Origin of the sequence: Saccharothrix longispora, from assembly GCF_030852425.1 — a bacterium.
Classification (GTDB): domain Bacteria; phylum Actinomycetota; class Actinomycetes; order Mycobacteriales; family Pseudonocardiaceae; genus Actinosynnema; species Actinosynnema longispora.
This window is the reverse complement of the sequence record NZ_NSDM01000004.1, coordinates 373,620-390,512: the sequence shown is the minus strand read 5'-3', so window position 1 is coordinate 390,512 and position 16,893 is coordinate 373,620. Positions and strand designations below refer to the sequence as shown.

19 protein-coding genes are annotated in these 16,893 nt (G+C 74.4%); 6 read left to right on the top strand and 13 right to left on the bottom strand.

What is annotated here, in order from left to right; genetic code table 11:
- Positions 1-34: 34 nt before the first annotated feature.
- From CKY47_RS12650 to sigE, 4 genes are all read right to left on the bottom strand, one after another.
- Complete coding sequence (locus CKY47_RS12650; RefSeq protein ID WP_306745923.1) at positions 35-427, bottom strand: sec-independent translocase; 393 nt, start codon at positions 425-427, stop codon at positions 35-37.
- A 57-nt stretch (positions 428-484) separates the two neighbouring features.
- Positions 485-2,014 (bottom strand): S1C family serine protease, encoded by a 1,530-nt coding sequence (locus CKY47_RS12645; RefSeq protein ID WP_306745922.1) that lies wholly within the window; start codon positions 2,012-2,014, stop codon positions 485-487.
- Between the two features lie 117 nt (positions 2,015-2,131).
- Positions 2,132-2,758 carry an anti-sigma factor family protein gene (locus CKY47_RS12640; RefSeq protein ID WP_306745921.1) on the bottom strand — a complete coding sequence of 209 codons (627 nt, stop codon included), beginning with the start codon at positions 2,756-2,758 and terminating at the stop codon, positions 2,132-2,134.
- A complete protein-coding gene (sigE, locus tag CKY47_RS12635; protein ID WP_306745920.1) occupies positions 2,755-3,333 on the bottom strand; it encodes an RNA polymerase sigma factor SigE in 579 nt (192 codons plus the stop codon). The genes CKY47_RS12640 and sigE overlap by 4 nt, the downstream gene beginning before the upstream one ends.
- 209 nt (positions 3,334-3,542) lie before the next feature.
- Between sigE and CKY47_RS12630 the strand changes: the two genes are divergently transcribed.
- The gene (locus CKY47_RS12630; protein WP_306745919.1) at positions 3,543-4,169 is read left to right on the top strand and encodes an O-methyltransferase; all 627 of its coding nucleotides are present in this window, start codon (positions 3,543-3,545) and stop codon (positions 4,167-4,169) included.
- Positions 4,170-4,266: 97 nt separating this feature from the next.
- Here the strand turns inward: CKY47_RS12630 and glgC are convergent, their stop codons facing one another.
- Entirely contained in the window at positions 4,267-5,481 is a 1,215-nt protein-coding gene (gene glgC, locus CKY47_RS12625) for a glucose-1-phosphate adenylyltransferase (protein ID WP_306745918.1), read from the bottom strand.
- A gap of 102 nt (positions 5,482-5,583) precedes the next feature.
- On the opposite strand from glgC, the gene glgA reads away from it, so the two are divergent.
- Together glgA and CKY47_RS12615 are read left to right on the top strand one after the other, a co-directional pair.
- Entirely contained in the window at positions 5,584-6,747 is a 1,164-nt protein-coding gene (glgA, locus tag CKY47_RS12620; protein WP_306745917.1) for a glycogen synthase, read from the top strand.
- A 120-nt stretch (positions 6,748-6,867) separates the two neighbouring features.
- Positions 6,868-8,220 carry a hypothetical protein gene (locus CKY47_RS12615; RefSeq protein ID WP_306745916.1) on the top strand — a complete coding sequence of 451 codons (1,353 nt, stop codon included), beginning with the start codon at positions 6,868-6,870 and terminating at the stop codon, positions 8,218-8,220.
- Between the two features lie 36 nt (positions 8,221-8,256).
- Here CKY47_RS12615 and CKY47_RS12610 read toward each other — a convergent pair whose 3' ends face one another.
- Both CKY47_RS12610 and CKY47_RS12605 read right to left on the bottom strand, forming a co-directional pair.
- Complete coding sequence (locus CKY47_RS12610) at positions 8,257-9,687, bottom strand: leucyl aminopeptidase (protein WP_306745915.1); 1,431 nt, start codon at positions 9,685-9,687, stop codon at positions 8,257-8,259.
- 152 nt (positions 9,688-9,839) lie between these two features.
- Positions 9,840-10,007, bottom strand: coding sequence for a DUF3117 domain-containing protein (locus CKY47_RS12605; protein WP_012783412.1), 168 nt, complete (start codon positions 10,005-10,007; stop codon positions 9,840-9,842).
- 263 nt (positions 10,008-10,270) lie between these two features.
- Here CKY47_RS12605 and CKY47_RS12600 point away from each other — a divergent pair, with 263 nt between their 5' ends.
- Positions 10,271-11,050, top strand: a complete 780-nt coding sequence (locus tag CKY47_RS12600; protein ID WP_306745914.1) for a PaaX family transcriptional regulator — start codon at positions 10,271-10,273, stop codon at positions 11,048-11,050.
- Between the two features lie 48 nt (positions 11,051-11,098).
- Complete coding sequence (locus tag CKY47_RS12595; RefSeq protein ID WP_306745913.1) at positions 11,099-11,878, top strand: enoyl-CoA hydratase-related protein; 780 nt, start codon at positions 11,099-11,101, stop codon at positions 11,876-11,878.
- Here CKY47_RS12595 and CKY47_RS12590 read toward each other — a convergent pair.
- The 6 genes from CKY47_RS12590 to folP all read right to left on the bottom strand — a co-directional run bounded on the left by CKY47_RS12590 (position 11,865) and on the right by folP (position 15,135).
- Positions 11,865-12,422, bottom strand: coding sequence for a DNA-3-methyladenine glycosylase I (locus tag CKY47_RS12590; RefSeq protein WP_306745912.1), 558 nt, complete (start codon positions 12,420-12,422; stop codon positions 11,865-11,867). The genes CKY47_RS12595 and CKY47_RS12590 overlap by 14 nt on opposite strands.
- The gene (locus tag CKY47_RS12585) at positions 12,419-12,829 is read right to left on the bottom strand and encodes an SRPBCC family protein (protein WP_306745911.1); all 411 of its coding nucleotides are present in this window, start codon (positions 12,827-12,829) and stop codon (positions 12,419-12,421) included. The genes CKY47_RS12590 and CKY47_RS12585 overlap by 4 nt, the downstream gene beginning before the upstream one ends.
- Positions 12,816-13,172 carry a DivIVA domain-containing protein gene (locus CKY47_RS12580; RefSeq protein WP_306745910.1) on the bottom strand — a complete coding sequence of 119 codons (357 nt, stop codon included), beginning with the start codon at positions 13,170-13,172 and terminating at the stop codon, positions 12,816-12,818. Before CKY47_RS12580 ends, CKY47_RS12585 begins: the two co-directional genes overlap by 14 nt.
- 27 nt (positions 13,173-13,199) lie before the next feature.
- On the bottom strand, positions 13,200-13,877 hold the full coding sequence (locus tag CKY47_RS12575; protein WP_306745909.1) for a permease prefix domain 1-containing protein: 678 nt from the start codon (positions 13,875-13,877) through the stop codon (positions 13,200-13,202).
- Entirely contained in the window at positions 13,859-14,197 is a 339-nt protein-coding gene (locus tag CKY47_RS12570) for a PadR family transcriptional regulator (protein ID WP_306745908.1), read from the bottom strand. Before CKY47_RS12570 ends, CKY47_RS12575 begins: the two co-directional genes overlap by 19 nt.
- Before the next feature lie 74 nt (positions 14,198-14,271).
- Positions 14,272-15,135: a dihydropteroate synthase gene (folP, locus tag CKY47_RS12565; RefSeq protein ID WP_306745907.1), complete on the bottom strand. Its 864-nt coding sequence runs from the start codon at positions 15,133-15,135 to the stop codon at positions 14,272-14,274.
- Between the two features lie 125 nt (positions 15,136-15,260).
- Here folP and CKY47_RS12560 point away from each other — a divergent pair, with 125 nt between their 5' ends.
- A complete protein-coding gene (locus tag CKY47_RS12560) occupies positions 15,261-16,751 on the top strand; it encodes a CocE/NonD family hydrolase (RefSeq protein WP_306745906.1) in 1,491 nt (496 codons plus the stop codon).
- The last annotated feature ends 142 nt before the right edge of the window (positions 16,752-16,893 follow it).

Here is a 16,893-nt window from a genome sequence, read left to right as displayed (position 1 = left end):
GACCGCGCGGTCAGGGGCCTCTCCGGTGGATGGATCAGGTGGCGTCCGGGTCGTACGGCGGGCGCTCGCCCTGCTGGAGGGGGCGGTCCGCGCCTCGGTCCGGGATGGCCGGGGACGGCGCGCCGCCCGTCGTCGGGTAGCCGTTGGGCTTCTCGGGCGGCTGGTCGTCCCACAGGTGCTTGGTGATCGCCTGCTTCGGGTTGAAGTTCCGCAGCTCCCGCAGGTCCTCCAGCGGCTTGCGCAGCTGCTCGAACTCCGGACCCATCTCCTGCTTCAGCTGGTCGCGCGCGCCGGTCGCGTAGTCGCGGACCTGGCGGATCGTGCGGCCCACCCACGCGGCCGCCGACGGCAGCCGCTCCGGGCCCAGGATGAACAGGCCCGCGACGACGATGATGAGGATCTCGACCCATCCGATGTTCTCGAACACCCGCGTGCCCCGCCTTCCACGCCACCCGGCCTGATGAGCCCACGACCAGCGTAGCCGTCAGTCGGAGCGCAGCGTCACCTGCACGGTCAGCTCGCGCCCCTGCCGGGCCAGCACGACCGGCACCGTCTCCCCGATCTCGCGGTCGCGCACCGCGACCGTCAGCTCGGCGGCGTTGCGCACCACCCGGTCGCCGACGCGGGTGATCACGTCGCCCTCCTCGATGCCGGCCGCGTCCGCCGCGCCGCCCTCGGGCACGTTCTGCACCTGCGCGCCCTCGGCGGTCTCCGCCGACGCCGACCGCACGTTCACGTTCATGTCCGCGTGCTTGACCTCGCCGTCCCTGATCAGGGCCTGCGAGACCTTGCGCGCGTAGTTGCCGGAGATCGCGAACCCCAGGCCCACCGACCCGCCCGTCTCGGTGCGGATCGACGAGTTGATGCCGACCAGCGCGCCCGACGAGTCGACCAGCGCGCCACCCGAGTTGCCGGGGTTGATCGCCGCGTCCGTCTGGATCGCGTCGTAGGTGACCTGCGGGCCGCCGTTCTCGCCCGCCGCCGTCACCGGCCGGTGCAGGGCGCTCACGATGCCCTCGGTCACCGTGTTCGACAGCGACAGCGGCGACCCGATCGCCAGCACCGCGTCACCCACGGCCAGCGCGTCCGAGTCGCCGAACCGGAGCACCGTCGGGTTCTCCACGTCGACCTTGATCACGGCCAGGTCCGTCTTCGAGTCGCGGCCCACCACCGCGGCGACCGCGCGCTTGCCGTCGGTGAACACCACGGTCAGCTTCGCCGACGTGTCCTGCACCGCCGGGGCGACCACGTGGTCGTTGGTCAGCACGTACCCGGCGCCGTCGATGACGACGCCCGAGCCGACGCCCGCCACGTTCGCGCCCTTGAACTCGATCGACACCACGCTGGGCGTCACCCGCTTCGCGATGTCCGCCACCGAGCCGACCGGCCGCTCCTTGCCCGGCTTCACCTCGGCCAGCGTCACGCCGCCGTCCGTCAGCGGGTTGTCCACCCGTCCCAGCAGCCAGCCCACCGCGCCGCCGGCCGCGCCCACCAGCAGCGCCACCGCCAGCAGCAGCGCCAGCGCCGCGGGCTTCACGCGCCGCCCGAACAGCAGCTCCGGCACGCTCAGCTGCGGGCCCGGTCGCGGGTCGCCGGCCACCTCGGCCCTCGGCTCCTCGGTGACCGCGGGCGGGCCGATCACGGCCGACGCGCCGGGGTCGCGCCACGCGTCACCCGCGGGCCTGCCCTCCCAGAACACCGGCTCGACCTCGGGTTCGCCCGCCAGGTCCAGCGGCGGGCGCTGGAGCCGCGTGCCCGCGTCGCCGTTCGGCCTGCCGAACGCCGTCGACAACGCCTCCGGCGGGGGCGGCGACAGCCGGACGGACCCGTTCGCGCCGTTCGGCGACGGGCGGTCCGCGGCGAACGCGCCCTCCACGCCCCTCGGCCGGCCGAACACGGACGCCTGACCGGGGTCCACCGCGGGCCGGGCGAGCGGGCGGGGCGCGAGCCTGCGGTGCGCCCCGTCGTCGACACCCGACCGGGGGGTCCCGTTGCCCTGTTCTGGCTCGCTCATCGCTCCCCGCACGTCGTCACGCCAAAGGTTGTCGCGGGGCAATCGTGCCCGGTGACCGGTGAAGTCGCCGTCAGCGGGTCCCTCGACCGGGCCGGCCGACAGGATCGGCGGCCGGGGTCAGCGGCCGGGCGACGAGGTCCGGGCCACCGGCCGCATCAGGTCGGCGTGGTCCGCGACCGTGGACGGCGAGACGGCGGGCGTCGGCTCCGGGCCGCCGCCCTGCGCGGGCGTGGGCGCGCGGTCCTCGCCGCCGGGCACGACCAGCGCCAGGGCGCCGAGCATGAGGCCGGACACGACGACCCCCGCGCCGTGGCGGGCGCGCCGGCCCCCGAACCAGCCGCTACCGAGGCGGCTGCCGCCGCCGGTGCCACCGGTGCCGAAAGGGCGTGACTGCCCGAGCACCGGCCCGCTGCCGAACGCGACCCGGTCGGGGCGCTGCACGGTGACGAGCTGGCCGTCCTCGGTGACCGCGAGGCCGTCGGGCGCGCTGGGCAGCTCCACCTCCTGGGGGATCGCGCCCAGCCTGGCCAGCAGGCCGGCCGGCGCGCAGGGGGTCTCGGCGGCGCGCACCGCCGACCTCGCCTGCTGCTGCGAGTACGCCTCGGCCGCGCAGAACGGGCAGCGCTGGAGGTGCGCGGAGGCCCGGCTGTGCGCGGAGGCGGTCAGCTCGCCGTCGACGAAGGCGACGACCGCGTCGGGCAGCAGGTGCTGCTCGGGCAGTTGCCATCCTCGCAGTTCGGTCATGCAGAGTCCTCCTGAACAAGGCCCCGACGGCGTTCGAGTGAGACCCGCAGGGCCTGGCGGCCCCGGTGGATCCTGCTCCTCACGGTACCCAGTTTGATCCCCAGGGTGGCGCCGATCTCCTCGTAGGAGAGGCCCTCCACGTCGCAGAGCACCACGGCGGCCCGGAACTCCGGCGGTAGCTCGTCGAGCGCGGCCTGCAGCTCCGGGTCGAGGTGGGTCTCGTCGTAGACCTCCTCGGGGCTCGGGTCGTCACCCGCGATCCGGTCCTGCTCCTCGGGCAGGGCCTCCATGCGCACGCGCGAGCGGCGGCGGGCCATGTCGAGGAACAGGTTCGTCGTGATGCGGTGCAGCCAACCCTCGAAGGTGCCCGGCTTGTACGACGCGAGGGAGCGGAACACCCGGATGAACGTCTCCTGGGTGAGGTCCTCGGCGTCGTGCTGGTTGCCGGTCAGGCGGTAGGCCAGCCGGTAGACCCGGTCGGCGTGGTCGCGCACCACTTGGTCCCACGAGGGCGCGATCCAGTCCGCGTCGTCGATCGGCGCGGTCGGTGCGGCGGCGGTCGGCTGCGTTGGCATAGGGGGTTCGAGCACCTCCAGTGGGCTGGCTGCCCTGCTGCACGGTCCAACGCCCGGCGCGCCGGGCGTGTTCCCGCGGTCCTGCTGTCGTGGGACCAGCCTCGCCGGTCCGCATATAACCATCGTTAGAGTCGGCTGAGAGCAGGCTGAGAATCCTGGTTGTCGGGAGGACCACCCGGACAGACGCCGACGGCGTTAGCCTTCGCGTCGTGGATGCGCCGACGCGCGAGTACGTGGAGGGCTACCTGCCCGAGGACGCGGTGCTGGAGGCCGCCCGCGCCAGGGGTGTCGGGCTGGGGTGCGTCCCCATCGGCGCCGGGGGCGGCGCGGCCCTGCGGTTCCTCGCCGCCGCGCTGCGGGCGCGGGCCGTGGTCGAGGTCGGCACCGGGGCCGGAGTGGGGGCGTTGTACCTGCTCAGCGGCATGCCGGAGGGCGGGGTGCTGACGTCGATCGACGTGGAGCCGGAGCACCAGCGCGCGGCGAGGGCGGCGTTCGCCGAGGCCGGCGTGGCGGTGTCCCGGACGCGGCTGATCATGGGTCGGGCGCTGGACGTGCTGCCGAGGCTCACGGACGGCGGCTACGACCTGGTGTTCGTGGACGCGGCGAAGGTGGAGTACCCCCGGTACCTGGCGGAGGGCGTGCGGCTGCTGCGGCCCGGCGGGGTGATCGCGTTCGACAACGTGCTGTGGCACGGGCGGGTGGTCGACCCGTCGCGGCGCGACCCGGACACGGTGGCGATGCGCGAGGTGGCGCGGGCGGTGCGGGACGACGAGCGACTGGTGCCGGTCATCCTGCCCCTCGGCGACGGCCTGCTGGTGGCGGCGAAGGTCGGCTGAGGCCGGTCGGGGACGGCCGCGAGGGGTCCCCGACCTCGACCGCACCGGCCCGCCACCGGTCGCGCCCGGCCGGGGACGACGGCCGTCCCACCTCCGGTCACCCCGCGGTGACGCCCTTCCCCAGCACCGTCACGCCGCCCGCCGACACGGTGTACCGCTGCCGGTCCGTCGCCGGGTCGACGCCGATCAGCGCCCCGTCCGGCACGACGACGTTCTTGTCGAGGATCGCCCGCCGCACGACCGCGCCCCGCCCGATCCGCACGCCGGGCAGCAGCACGCTGCCCTGCACCACGGACCCGGTCTCGACCACCACGTCGGACGACACGACCGACCCGTGGACGGTCCCGGAGATGATCGACCCCGGCCCGACCATCGAGTCCTCCGCGCTGCCGCCCGCGATGAACTTCGCCGGTGGCAGCGGCGGGGTCGCGGTGCGGATCGGCCACGCCTGGTTGTAGAGGTTGAACACGGGCCGCACGGAGACCAGGTCCATGTGCGCCTCGTAGTAGGCGTCGATGGTCCCGACGTCCCGCCAGTACCCGCGGTCGCGGTCGGTCTCGCCGGGGACGGCGTTGTCGGCGAAGTCGTAGACGTGCGCCTGCCCCCGGTCCACGAGCATCGGGATGATGTCGCCGCCCATGTCGTGGTCGGAGTCGGGGTCGGCCGCGTCGGTCCGCAGCGCCTCGATCAGCGCCTCGGTGGTGAACACGTAGTTGCCCATCGACGCGAAGGTGACCTCGGGGTCGCCGGGCACGTGGGGCGGGTCGGAGGGCTTCTCCAGGAAACGGGTGATCAGCCCGGTCTCGTCGGAGTCGATGCACCCGAACGCCTTGGCCTCGGCACGGGGCACGCGGATGCCGGCGACGGTGACGCCCGCGCCGCTCCGGACGTGCTGGTCGACCATCTGGCCGGGGTCCATCCGGTAGACGTGGTCGGCGCCGAAGACGATCACGTGCTCGGGTTTCTCGTCGTTGACGAGGTTGAGCGACTGGAAGATGGCGTCGGCGCTGCCGGTGTACCAGCGGGGGCCGAGGCGCTGCTGGGCGGGCACCGGCGTGACGTACTGGCCGAGCACATTGGACAGCCGCCAGGTCGTCGAGATGTGCCGGTCCAGGGAATGGGATTTGTACTGGGTGAGCACGCACAACTTGACGAAGCCGGCGTTCACCAGGTTGGACAGGACGAAGTCCACGAGCCGGTAGTTACCGCCGAAGGGCACCGCCGGCTTTGCCCGGTCGGCGGTCAACGGCCACAACCGTTTGCCTTCGCCACCGGCGAGGACAATTCCTAGAACGTGCGGTTGCCCTTTCACGAGAACGACCCTAACCGGGCCGGCACCGGCCCACCAACGGCGAAGCGGCGCGGACTCCGCTTGTTCACCCGGCTGCCCCGGCAGCGGGGTTACGGTGGGCCCGTGCGAATTGGACTGCTGACACGGGAGTACCCGCCGGAGGTCTACGGCGGCGCCGGCGTGCACGTGGGTTTCCTGGTGCCGAGGTTGCGCGAGTTGGTGGACGTGGACGTGCACGCCTTCGGCGGGCCGCGCCCGGACGCCCGGGCGCACAACCCGGCGCACGGCCTGGAGCGGGCGAACGCGGCGCTGGCGACGCTGTCGGTGGACCTGGAGATGGCGGCGGCGCTGGGTGACGTGCAGGTCGCGCACTCCCACACGTGGTACGCGAACATGGCCGGTCACCTGGCGAAGCTGATGTACGGCATCCCGCACGTGGTGACGGCGCACTCGCTGGAGCCGCGGCGGCCGTGGAAGGCGGAGCAGCTGGGCGGCGGGTACCGGGTGTCGTCGTGGGTCGAGCGGACGGCGTACGAGGCGGCGGACGCGGTCATCGCGGTGTCGGAGGGGATGCGGGCCGACGTGCTGGACTGCTACCCGGCGCTGGACCCGGCGCGGGTGCACGTGGTGCGCAACGGGATCGACACGGCGGCGTACCACCCGGTCCCCGAGACGGACGCGTTGACGCGGCACGGGATCGACCCGGGGCGGCCGATCGTGACGTTCGTGGGGCGGATCACGCGGCAGAAGGGCGTGGGCCACCTGGTGGCGGCGGCGCACCGGATCTCGCACGACGCGCAGGTCGTGCTGTGCGCGGGCGCCCCGGACACGCCGGAGATCGCGGAGGAGACGCGGGCCGCGGTGGCGGAGCTGGCGGCGGCGCGGCCGGGGGTGGTGTGGATCCAGCGGATGCTCCAGCCGGCGGAGGTGCGGCAGGTGCTGTCGGCGTCGACGGTGTTCGTGTGCCCGTCGGTGTACGAGCCGCTGGGGATCGTGAACCTGGAGGCGATGGCGTGCGGGACGGCGGTGGTGGCGTCGGACGTGGGCGGCATCCCGGAGGTGGTGGACCACGGTCGGACGGGGCTGCTGGTGCACTACGACGAGCGCGACGTGGAGGCGTTCCGGGAGGGCCTGGCGGACGCGGTGAACGAGCTGCTGGGCGATCCGGCGCGGGCGGCGGCGTTCGGCGGGGCGGGGCGCGCGCGGGCGGTGGAGGAGTTCTCGTGGGCCACCGTGGCGGAGCAGACGGTGGAGGTCTACCGGGCGGCGTCGGACGGCGTCGGGTGACCGCTCGACGACCGTTCGACAGGGCATGTGACATGCGTCACAGAACATCGAGTGCAACCGGGCGGGGTGGCGACCGCCTTTAACCAGTAGGGGCCAGGGGGCTACTGGTGGGGGGTTCGCATGCGGTGGTTCGTCGTCCTGCTCGCGCTGCTGGGCGCCGGGTGCGCCGCACCCGCGTTCAGCGCCGAGCAGGTCCGGTTGACCATCGGCGGTCAGCCGGTCGTCGACGGGTCCTCGTTGCAGGCGCGGGCCGAGGCCGAGCTGAGCTACACGCTGTCCTTCGGGTACGTGGCGCGCACCAGCGACGCCGCGGTGAGCTGCTGGTTCGCCCGCACCGGCAGGGCGTTCGACGTGGACAGCAGGCTGTGGTGCGGGCCGGTGCAGGTGCCCGGCACGGCCGCGGCGACCGACTGGGTGCCGGTGCCGCTGGAGGAGGTCGGGCGCGACGCCTCCGGCGTGCGGCTGGAGGTGGGGCCGCCGCAGGTGCCCGCCCAGGGCGCGCGCAGCACGCCGGTCGGCACGCTGGTGCGCACCGACGGCCGCGAGACCACCGCGGACCAGGACGTCGGCGAGGCCGGGCCGGACTTCCTCGCCGTGCTGCCCGACGAGGGGCAGGACGTGGACGAGGCGTCGGCCGTGGTGCGCGACGACCAGCTCGAGGTGCGGGTCACCGGTTACGCGTCGCCGCCGTCGTGGTCGACGGCCGAGGGCGAGCTGCGGGCCGAGCACGGCGTGGCGCTGCGCGTGCTGCGGTTGCGGGTGGTGAAGCACGACGAGGTCGACAGCGCGTTCCTGCAGACGCCGTGGCGCGGGTGGCTGCCGCAGCCCCCGGAACTGGCGCTGGACCTACCGGGGCGGCGGCACCCGCTGCCCGCGGACCGGTTGCCGGAGGACGGGACGGTGCTCGTCGTCTACACGGTGCCGGTCGGCGGCGGGCCGGAGGCGCTGGTGCTGAACACGGTGGGCGCGAAGTCCCTGGAGCAGCGCGTCGAGGTGCCGTCGGGGAAGGCCGTCGGCGCGGTGGCGGGCGTGCTGCGGCGGTCGGCCGGACCGGAGTCGATGTCGGCCTCGACGCCCGTGGCGCTCGGATCGGCGAACGGGTCGGTCGAGGTGGTGCGGGCGCGGCTGGGGCGGCAGCGGCCGGTGTCGTCGGGCGACCGGTACGAGCTGGCCACGGCCGCCCCGGGGAAGGCGCTGCTGGAGCTGCGCTTGCAGGGGCGCGACCTGCCGACCGTGCTCGGCGCGCCGATCACGGTGGACCTGGTGGTGGTGACGCTGCCGGACGGGACGCGGGCGCCGCTGGTGGGCGCGCGCCACGGCGGTGAGGCGTTCCCGGTGGCGGTGGTGGTGGAGGTGCCGGAGGACGTGCGGTCGGTGACGTTCTCGGTGGCGGCGGGCACGGTCGTGCTGCCGCGACTGGGGTCGGTGGCGGTGTCGGGCGGTGCGCCGGCGACCGTGGGCCTGGACTTCTGAGGAGCCGCCCGCGGTCACCCGCCGTGCGGCTCCCCCTCAGGCGAAGCCCTCCGCCAGCTCGATCAGCGTCCTCGCCGCGAACCCGCTCGCGCCCGGCACGACCTCGTCGTACGCCTTGTCCGCCCGCGCCGGGCCGGCGATGTCCAGGTGGGCCCACGGCACTCCCCCGGTGAACTCGCGCAGGAACAGCGCCGCCGTGATGCCACCCGGTCCCGGCGGGCACTGGCGCACGTCGGCGATGTCGCTCCGCACGTCCTCCGCCAGGTCCTCCAGCAGCGGCATGCGCCACCAGGACTCACCGGCGCGCTCGCCGGCCTCCGCGATCCGGGCGGCGAGGGTGTCGTCGGTCGCGAACAGGCCGCCGGTGCGGGTGCCGAGGGTGACCTTCATCGCGCCGGTCAGGGTGGCGACGTCCACCAGGTGGTCGGGCGCCAGGTTCCGCACCGCGTACGCCAGCGCGTCGGCGAGCACCAGCCTGCCCTCGGCGTCGGTATTGGTCACCTCGGTGGTCGTGCCGCCGTAGTGCCTGATCACGTCCCCCGGCCGGTAGGCGCTGCCGGAGACGTGGTTCTCGGCGGCGGGCACCAGGCCGGTCACGCGGACCGGCAGGTCGAGCTTGGCGATGGCGACGAGGGCCGAGATGACGGCCGCGCCGCCGGACATGTCGGTGCGCATCAGGTGCATGCCGTCCGCCGGCTTGATGGAGATGCCGCCGGTGTCGAAGGTGATGCCCTTGCCGACGAACACCAGGTGGGGGCCGCCGCCGGCGCCCTGCCAGGACAGTTCGACCAGGCGCGGCGGGCGGGCCGAGCCCCGGCCGACGGCCAGGACGCCGCCGAAGCCCTCGGCGGCCAGCCACTTCTCGTCGCGCACCCGGACCTCCAGGCCCGGGACGGCGGCCTTCGCGGCGGCGGCGGCCAGCCAGGCCGGGTCCTTCACGTTCGAGGGCGCGTTGGCCAGGTCGCGGGACAGCGACGTCGCCCCGGCCAGGACCGCGGCCCGCCGGACCGCGTCGGTGAGCGGGGGGGAAGGTGCGGGGAGGACCAGGCGCACGGATTTCACCCGCTTGGGTTGCTCCGTCCCGGTGATCCGGTAGCGGTACCCGCCCAGCGACAGGCCCAGGGTGAACGCGGTCGCGGCGGCCGGGTCCAGGTCGGCGGGCAGGTGGACGTCGTAGCCGAGCACGCCGGTCCTGTCCGCGTCGCCGTGCAGGGCCCGGACCAGGGACGCGCCGGCCCGGCGCCAGTCGCGGACCGCCCCGTCGCCGACGCCGACGACCCAGGTCGCGCCCTTCTTGGCGGTGGCGCCCACCTCGCCGGTGACGTCGGTGGTGTCCACGTCGGCGGGCCCGCCGGGAGCCAGGCGCACGGGGTCGCCCGCGAACGCCACGAGCACCGCCGGCACACCTCGCCTGGGGGTGTCGGCCACCTCGACGGCGACCAGCGGGCTGGGCAGCGGCGCACGCACGTCAATACTCCTGGTGATCGGGAAAGGGGCTGGTCACAGCCTGTGCGCACAGCCCGTGGACACGGGTGCCGACCGGGGAGCGGTCACGACAGCGATGCCCCGGTTCCACAGTGGAAACCGGGGCCCGCCGAACGCTGTCTCGCTCCGGCCGCTCAGCCGGCGGCTGCCTTGAGGGCGTCGCCCAGGGCGTTGGCCTCGTCCGCCGACATCTCGACGACTAGGCGGCCACCACCCTCGAGCGGAACGCGCATCACGATGCCGCGCCCCTCCTTGGTCACCTCGAGGGGACCGTCGCCGGTCCGGGGCTTCATGGCCGCCATCGCGTGCTCCCTCCGTCAACATCTTCCCCGTCCGACCAGGGCCGGATACGCCCCCCATTCTCCCCTATGCGGACTCACCTGCGAAACCGAACCGATCTTTCCGGCTCCGGGGCGGCTGGTCGGCGATCTTGCCGGAGGCGCTGATCAGGCCCAGGATCGGCGTGCCGCAAGGACTTCCACCCAGCGGGTGAAGTCGTCACCTGGTCGTGACCGTTCCGGGTGTTGTGGCGTGTCGCGGGCCGGCCCTGACAGACTCGGCTCTCGTGCGAGCCCGTTCCGCGCTCTTCGACGTCTACGGCGGCCACCTCCGCGAGCGGGGCGGCGCGGCGACCATCGCCGCGCTGGTCCGGTTGCTGGAGCCGCTGGACTTCGCCGCGCCCGCGGTGCGCACGGCGGTGTCGCGGACGGTGCGGCAGGGCTGGTTGGCGCCGGTGCGCCTGGCGGGCGGCCCGGGGTACGCGATGACGCCGCGGGCGGAGCGGCGGCTGGACGAGGCGGCGGCCCGCATCTACCGCACCCGGCCGTCCACGTGGGACGGTCGGTGGCACGTGGTGGTGCTGGAGGAGCTGCCGGTGCGGGAGTCGCGGGAGCGGTTGGCGTCGTCGTTGCAGCTGCTGGGCTACGGGGCGCTGGGCCCGGTGACGTGGGTCGCACCGCGACCGTCGGCGGAGCTGGGGGACGTGCTGGCGGTGGAGGGCGTGCGGGCGAGCACGTTCCGCGGGGCGCACGAGGGCGGTGACGCGGAGCTGGCGGCGCGGGCGTGGGACCTGGGCGCGCTGGGCGAGGACTACGCGCGGTTCGTGGCGGAGTGGGAGCCGGTGGTGTCCGCTGTGGACGGCACGTCGCCGGCGGGCGCGTTCGCCGCGTCGCAGCGGTTCCTGCACGCGTGGCGGAAGTTCCTGTTCCGGGACCCGGGGCTGCCGCGCGAGCTGCTGCCCGAGGACTGGCCCGGCACGGGGGCGGCCGAGTTCTTCGACCGGCACACGGCGCGGCTGGCGCCCGCGGTGGCCAAGTTCGTCGACGACAGCCTGGGCAACGACTGAGCCCGGGGAACGACCTGCCAGACAAACGACCAGCTCGGAGGTCCACCTGTGTCCGAACTCCTCATCGACGACGCCGAGGGCGTTCGCACGTTCACGCTGAACCGGCCGGAGGCGTTCAACGCGTTCACGGTCGCGCTGAAGGAGCGGCTGCTGGAGGCGGTGCTGGAGGCCGCGGCGGACGACGCGGTGCGCGCGGTGGTGCTGACCGGCGCGGGGAAGGCGTTCTGCGCGGGCCAGGACCTGAAGGAGCACGTCGCGCTGCTGGAGGCGGGCGACCCGGCGCCGCTGCACACCGTGGAGCGGCACTACAACCCGCTGGTCAAGGCGATCGTGGGGATGCCGAAGCCGGTGATCGCGGCGGTGAACGGGACGGCGGCCGGGGCGGGGGCGTCGCTGGCGTACGCGAGCGACCTGCGGATCGCGGCGGCGGGCGCGAAGTTCCTGATGGCGTTCGCGAACGTGGGGTTGACGGCGGACTCGGGCGCGTCGTGGACGCTGCCTCGGCTGATCGGGCACGGCCGGGCGATGGAGATGATGCTGCTGGCGCAGCCGGTGGGCGCCGAGGAGGCGCTGCGGATCGGCATGGTGAACCGCGTGGTGCCGGACGGCGAGGCGCTGTCGGCGGCGCGGGAGCTGGCGGCGCGGCTGGCGGCCGGGCCGACGACGGCCTACGCGAAGATCAAGGAGGCGATGGCGTTCTCCGGCGAGCTGGCGGCGGCGTTGGACGTGGAGGCGCGCACGCAGGCCGAGGCGGGGGCGACGGTGGACCACCGGGAGGCGGTGGCGGCGTTCGTGGCGAAGCGGAAGCCGGTCTTCACCGGGCGCTGACCGCCCGGAAGCAGGTGGCGATGTGGTCGTCGACCATGCCGGTGGCCTGCATCAGCGCGTAGCAGGTGGTGGGGCCGAGGAACGTGAAGCCGCGGCGCTTGAGCTCCTTGGCCATCGCCTTCGACTCCGGCGTGACGGCGGGCACGTCCTGGCTGGTGGCGGGCCGCGCGTGGTGCTCGGGGGCGAACGACCACAGCAGGTCGTCGAGCGGCACGTCGAGGTCGGCGACGGCGCGGGCGTTGGCGATGGTCGCGGTGATCTTGGCGCGGTTGCGGACGATGCCGGCGTCGGCCATGAGCCGGTCGACGTCGGCGTCGCCGTACTCGGCGACGACCTCGGGGACGAAGCCCGCGAACGCGGCGCGGAAGTTGTCCCGCTTGCGCAGGATCGTGATCCAGGACAGGCCGGACTGGAACGACTCCAGGCACATGCGCTCGAACAGGGCGGTGTCGCCGTGCAGCTCCACGCCCCACTCGGTGTCGTGGTAGTCGGCGTAGTCGGGCGTGCTGTCGCCCCACGGGCAGCGGACGAGCGGCTGGGTCACGCGGGGTACTCCCGGGCGTAGGCGGCGAACCGGCGCAGGGACAGCTTCACGCCGGGCAGGAAGGCCAGGTTGAGCAGCGGGTTCACGTCCTCGGCCCACACGAACCCGCTGACCGCGCCGCGCGGGACGACGCGGAACTCGCCGGTGCCGCGCACGAGCCGCCCGGTGTGCTCGACGGCGCAGCGCAGGGGTGGTTCCCAGGCGGTGACGCGCATGGTGTCGGTGAACCCGAGGGGGCCGAGGCCGGTGAACGCGGACAGCTCGCTGCCGGCGCTCGCCCCGTCGCCGGAGGTGACGCGGACGCGGGTGAACAGCATCCACTCGCCCTGCCGCGCCCAGTCGGTGAGGGCGGCCCAGGTGCGCTCGGCGGGGGCGTCGACGTCGACGCGCAGCTCAAGCCGGGTCACGTTCGGGCTCCCGTTCCGGTTCCGCGGCGCCGGCGGGCCGGGCGGGCTCGCTCCCGAGGTCGGCCTCCAGTTCGGCCACGCGGGCGCGCAGCTGCTCCAGCTCACCGGCCAGGCGGTCGAGCGCCCAGTCCACCTCGGTCATCTTGTAGCCGCGCAGGACCTGCTGGAACTTGAGGTCGCGCACGTCGTCGGGCGTCACGTCGTCGGCGGGCAGCCGGGTCGGCGACGCGCCGGGCGGCAGCGGCGCGAGCTCCTCGCCGCGGCCGAACACCAGCGCGGCGAGGAGGAACACCACGGCCGCCACGAGCGCCATGACGACGATGTAGAGGAGCGCTGAGGTCACGGCACGATCGTGGCACACCACCGCCGGTCAGACCGACGAGAACACCACACACCCGCGGGCGAGGACGGCGAGTCGGGCCAGGACCAGCAGGCTGACCAGCGACGCGGCCGGCACGGGCGGCGGCATGAGCAGGCGCGACGGGTCCAGGTGCGCGGTGGCGGCCATGATCGAGAGGTTGCCGGTGGTGGCCGCGCCGACGGCGACGGCGGCGACCGCGCCGGCGAGCCGGGCCAGGGTGGTGGCGCCGACGCCGCGCCGGGCCAGGGCGCGGCAGGTGAGCAGGGCCAGGAGGGCGGCGCCCGCGGCGACCCAGGAGGCGGCGTCGTTGGCGCGCGCGACCAGCAGGTACCAGTCGGGCGGCGGGACGGCGAACGGGTCCCAGGCGCCGATCCAGAACCGGCGGTTGAGCTCCCACAGCAGGTGCGCGAGGGGCAGCACGAGGATGACGGTGCGCAGGGTGCGCGTGCCGTGGGCGAGGCCGAGGACGCCCTGGTAGTCGCGGGCGACGGTGGTGACGGGCCCGAACTCGGTGACGGCGCGGCGCTGGGCGTCGGTGTCGGGCAGGCCGCGGGAGCGGTGGGCGTCGGCGGCGTCGTCGAGGCTGTCGCGGGCCTCGGCGAGCAGGTCGTCCTTGAGGGCGGCGGGACCGCGCAGGCGGCGGTCGAGGGCGGTGACGTAGTCGTCGATCAGGCTCGCGCGGGCCACGGTCCACCTCCGAGGACGCCGTCGACCGCGGTGGTGAACTCGCGCCACGCGGTGCGCTCGGCCGCCAGGGCCCGCTCGCCGGCCCTGGTGAGCCGGTAGGTGCGGCGCTGCCGGCCGGAGACGGTGCTCCACTCGCTGGTGACCAGACCGGCCGCCTCCAGCCTGCGCAGCGCCGGGTAGACGGTGCCGGTGGGCAGGTCGAGCACCCCGCCGCTGCGCTGCTGCAACGCCTCGATGATGGCGTAGCCGTGCAGTCGGCCGCCGTCGAGGACGGCCAGCAGCAGCGCGTCGAGGTGGCCCCGCAGCGCGTCGGACTTCACGGGTGGTCAGTCTACGGATCGTGGCCGCGGTGCGAACCCCGTCGGCACCGGTCCCCGTCCCCTACCGGCCGACGTCAGGCCAGCGCCCTGAGCACCCGCGCCGGGGGTCGGGTGCCCGCGATGCTCGCCACCATCTCCACCACGCGCCGCGTCTGCCGCACCTGGTGCGCCCGGAACACCCTCGCGCCCGTCCACGCCGCCACCGAGGTCGCGGCGAGCGTGCCGTCCACCCGGTCCGCCACGTCCACGCCCAGCGTCTCGCCCACGAAGTCCTTGTTGGACAGCGCCATCAGCACCGGCCACCCCGTGGCGACCAGCTCGTCCAACCGCCGCAGCAGCTCCAGGCCGTGCCACGTGTTCTTGCCGAAGTCGTGCGTCGGGTCGATCAGCACGCCCTCGCGCGGCACGCCCAGCGCCACCATCCGCTCGGCCCGCTCCACCAGCTCGCCCACCACGGCGGCCACCACGTCGGGGTAGCGCACGCGGTGCGGGTCGGTGCGCGGCGGCAGGCCGCCGGTGTGCGAGCAGACGATGCCCACGCCGAACTCGGCCGCCACCTCCGCGAGCCGGGGGTCCGCGCCCGCCCACGTGTCGTTGATCAGGTCCGCGCCCTCCGCGCACACCGCGCGGCCCACCTCGTGCCGCCACGTGTCGACGCTGATCACCACGTCCGGGTGACGTTCGCGGACGGCGGCGACGAACGGCACGACGCGCCGCGACTCCTCCGCCGCGTCGACCACCTCGCCCTTGGAACCGGCCTTCACACCGCCGATGTCGACGATGTCCGCGCCCTCGGCGACCACCCGGTCCACGGCGGCCATCGCGGCGCCGTCGGCGAACGTCGCGCCCCCGTCGTAGAACGAGTCGCGGGTCCGGTTCACGATCGCCATGACCAGCGCGCGATCGCCCGCGACCTCTCGTGCACCGAACCGCAGCATGACCGCATCGTGCCACGTCACAGCTGCGCGTGAGCCGCGTCACAGGCCATTGCTACCCGCGAGTACGAATGGCTTACTCACCGGTAACACCCTGCGTGATCCCGGTCACGGTCAAGGAGGACCCTGTGCGCCGATCACTCCCCCTGCTGCTCGCCGCCCTCGTGGCGCTCGTGCTCGCGCCACCCGCGCAGGCCGCCCCCGGCTTCGCGGTGGGCTACCGGACCATCCCCGGCCAGGGCGGCACCCCGCTGAAGGCGTTCGTCGTCGAGCCCACCGGCCGCGGCAGCGGACCGTTCCCGCTGCTCGTGCTGCCCTCCAGCTGGGGCGTCAACAACATCGAGTACGTCGGCGCCGCCGCGCGCCTCGCCTACGAGTCCGGCTACGTGGTGATCAGCTACACGAGCCGCGGCTTCCACGACTCGGCGGGCGAGATCGACGTCGCCGGACCGGACACCGTGGCCGACGTCAGCCGCGTCATCGACTGGGGCATCGCCCAGGCCCGCGGCGACGCGTCCCGGGTCGGCGTCGGCGGCATCTCCTACGGAGCCGGCCAGTCCCTGCTCGCCGCCGCGGCGGACCCGCGCGTGAAGGCCGTCGCCGCGCTGTCCACGTGGACCGACCTGGCCCGCTCGCTCTACCCGAACGAAACGGTCAGCGGGCAGGCCGTCGACCTGCTGCTCACCGCCGGGAAGCTCACCGGCCGCCCCGGCCCCGTGCTGCGCGACGCCGAGGCCGCCTACCGGGAGAAGCGGTTCGAGGACGTGCTGCCGATCTCGCCGCCCCGCTCGCCCATGTCCGGGATCGGCTCGATCCAGGCCGCGGTGATGATCGGCAACGCGTGGAACGACGGGCTGTTCCCGCCGAGCCAGATCACCGACTTCTTCACCGCCCTGACCACGCCCAAGCGGCTCATGCTGTCCCCCGGCGACCACGCCACCGCCGAGCTGTTCGGCGCGGCCGGGCTGCCCAACGAGATCTGGGACTCCGTCGGCCGCTGGTTCGACCACCACCTCAAGGGCGTCGCCAACGGCATCGACCGCGAGCACCCCGTACAGGTCAAGCCCAACAACGGCGGCAGTTGGCGCTCCCACCCGACGTGGGCCGCCGCCACCGCGCGCACCGACACCGTGCCGCTGGCCGCGGACCGCATCGACGCCGGGTGGCCGACCATCGCCGAGAGCGGCACCGTGCTCGTGTCCGGTGCCCTCCAGGGCTTCCTGCGGCTGCCCGTCGGCGTGTCCACGCCCCTGATCGACCGGGGCGCCGCCGCCGTGTGGCGCGGACCCGTGCAGTGGGGCGCCACCACCGTCAGCGGCACGCCCCGCGCACACCTCACCGTGACCCCGAGCGCCGCCAGGACCACCCTGTTCGCCTACCTGTACGAGGTGAACGCCCTGGGCCTGGGCGCGCTGATCACGCACAAGCCCGTCACGCTCACCGGCACGCACACCCGCGCGGTCGACCTGGACCTGGAGCCGACCGTGTGGAACGTGGGCGCGGGCAACCGGCTCGTGCTGGTCGTCGACACCGTGGACGCCCGCTACCAGGGTTCCAGCGCGCTCGGGTCGTCGGTGGCGTTCGGCGCGGACTCGTGGCTCGCCGTCCCGCGCAGCTGACAGCGGCCGGCCGGTGGTCCCTGCGAGGATCACCGGCATGGAATCGCAGTTCACGACCACCCGGCGGGAAGCGCCCGGCACAGGCGGGTCGGCGGGCGCCGTCGGCGGCGCGCGGCCGGCGCAGGGGCGGATCGCGCCGGAC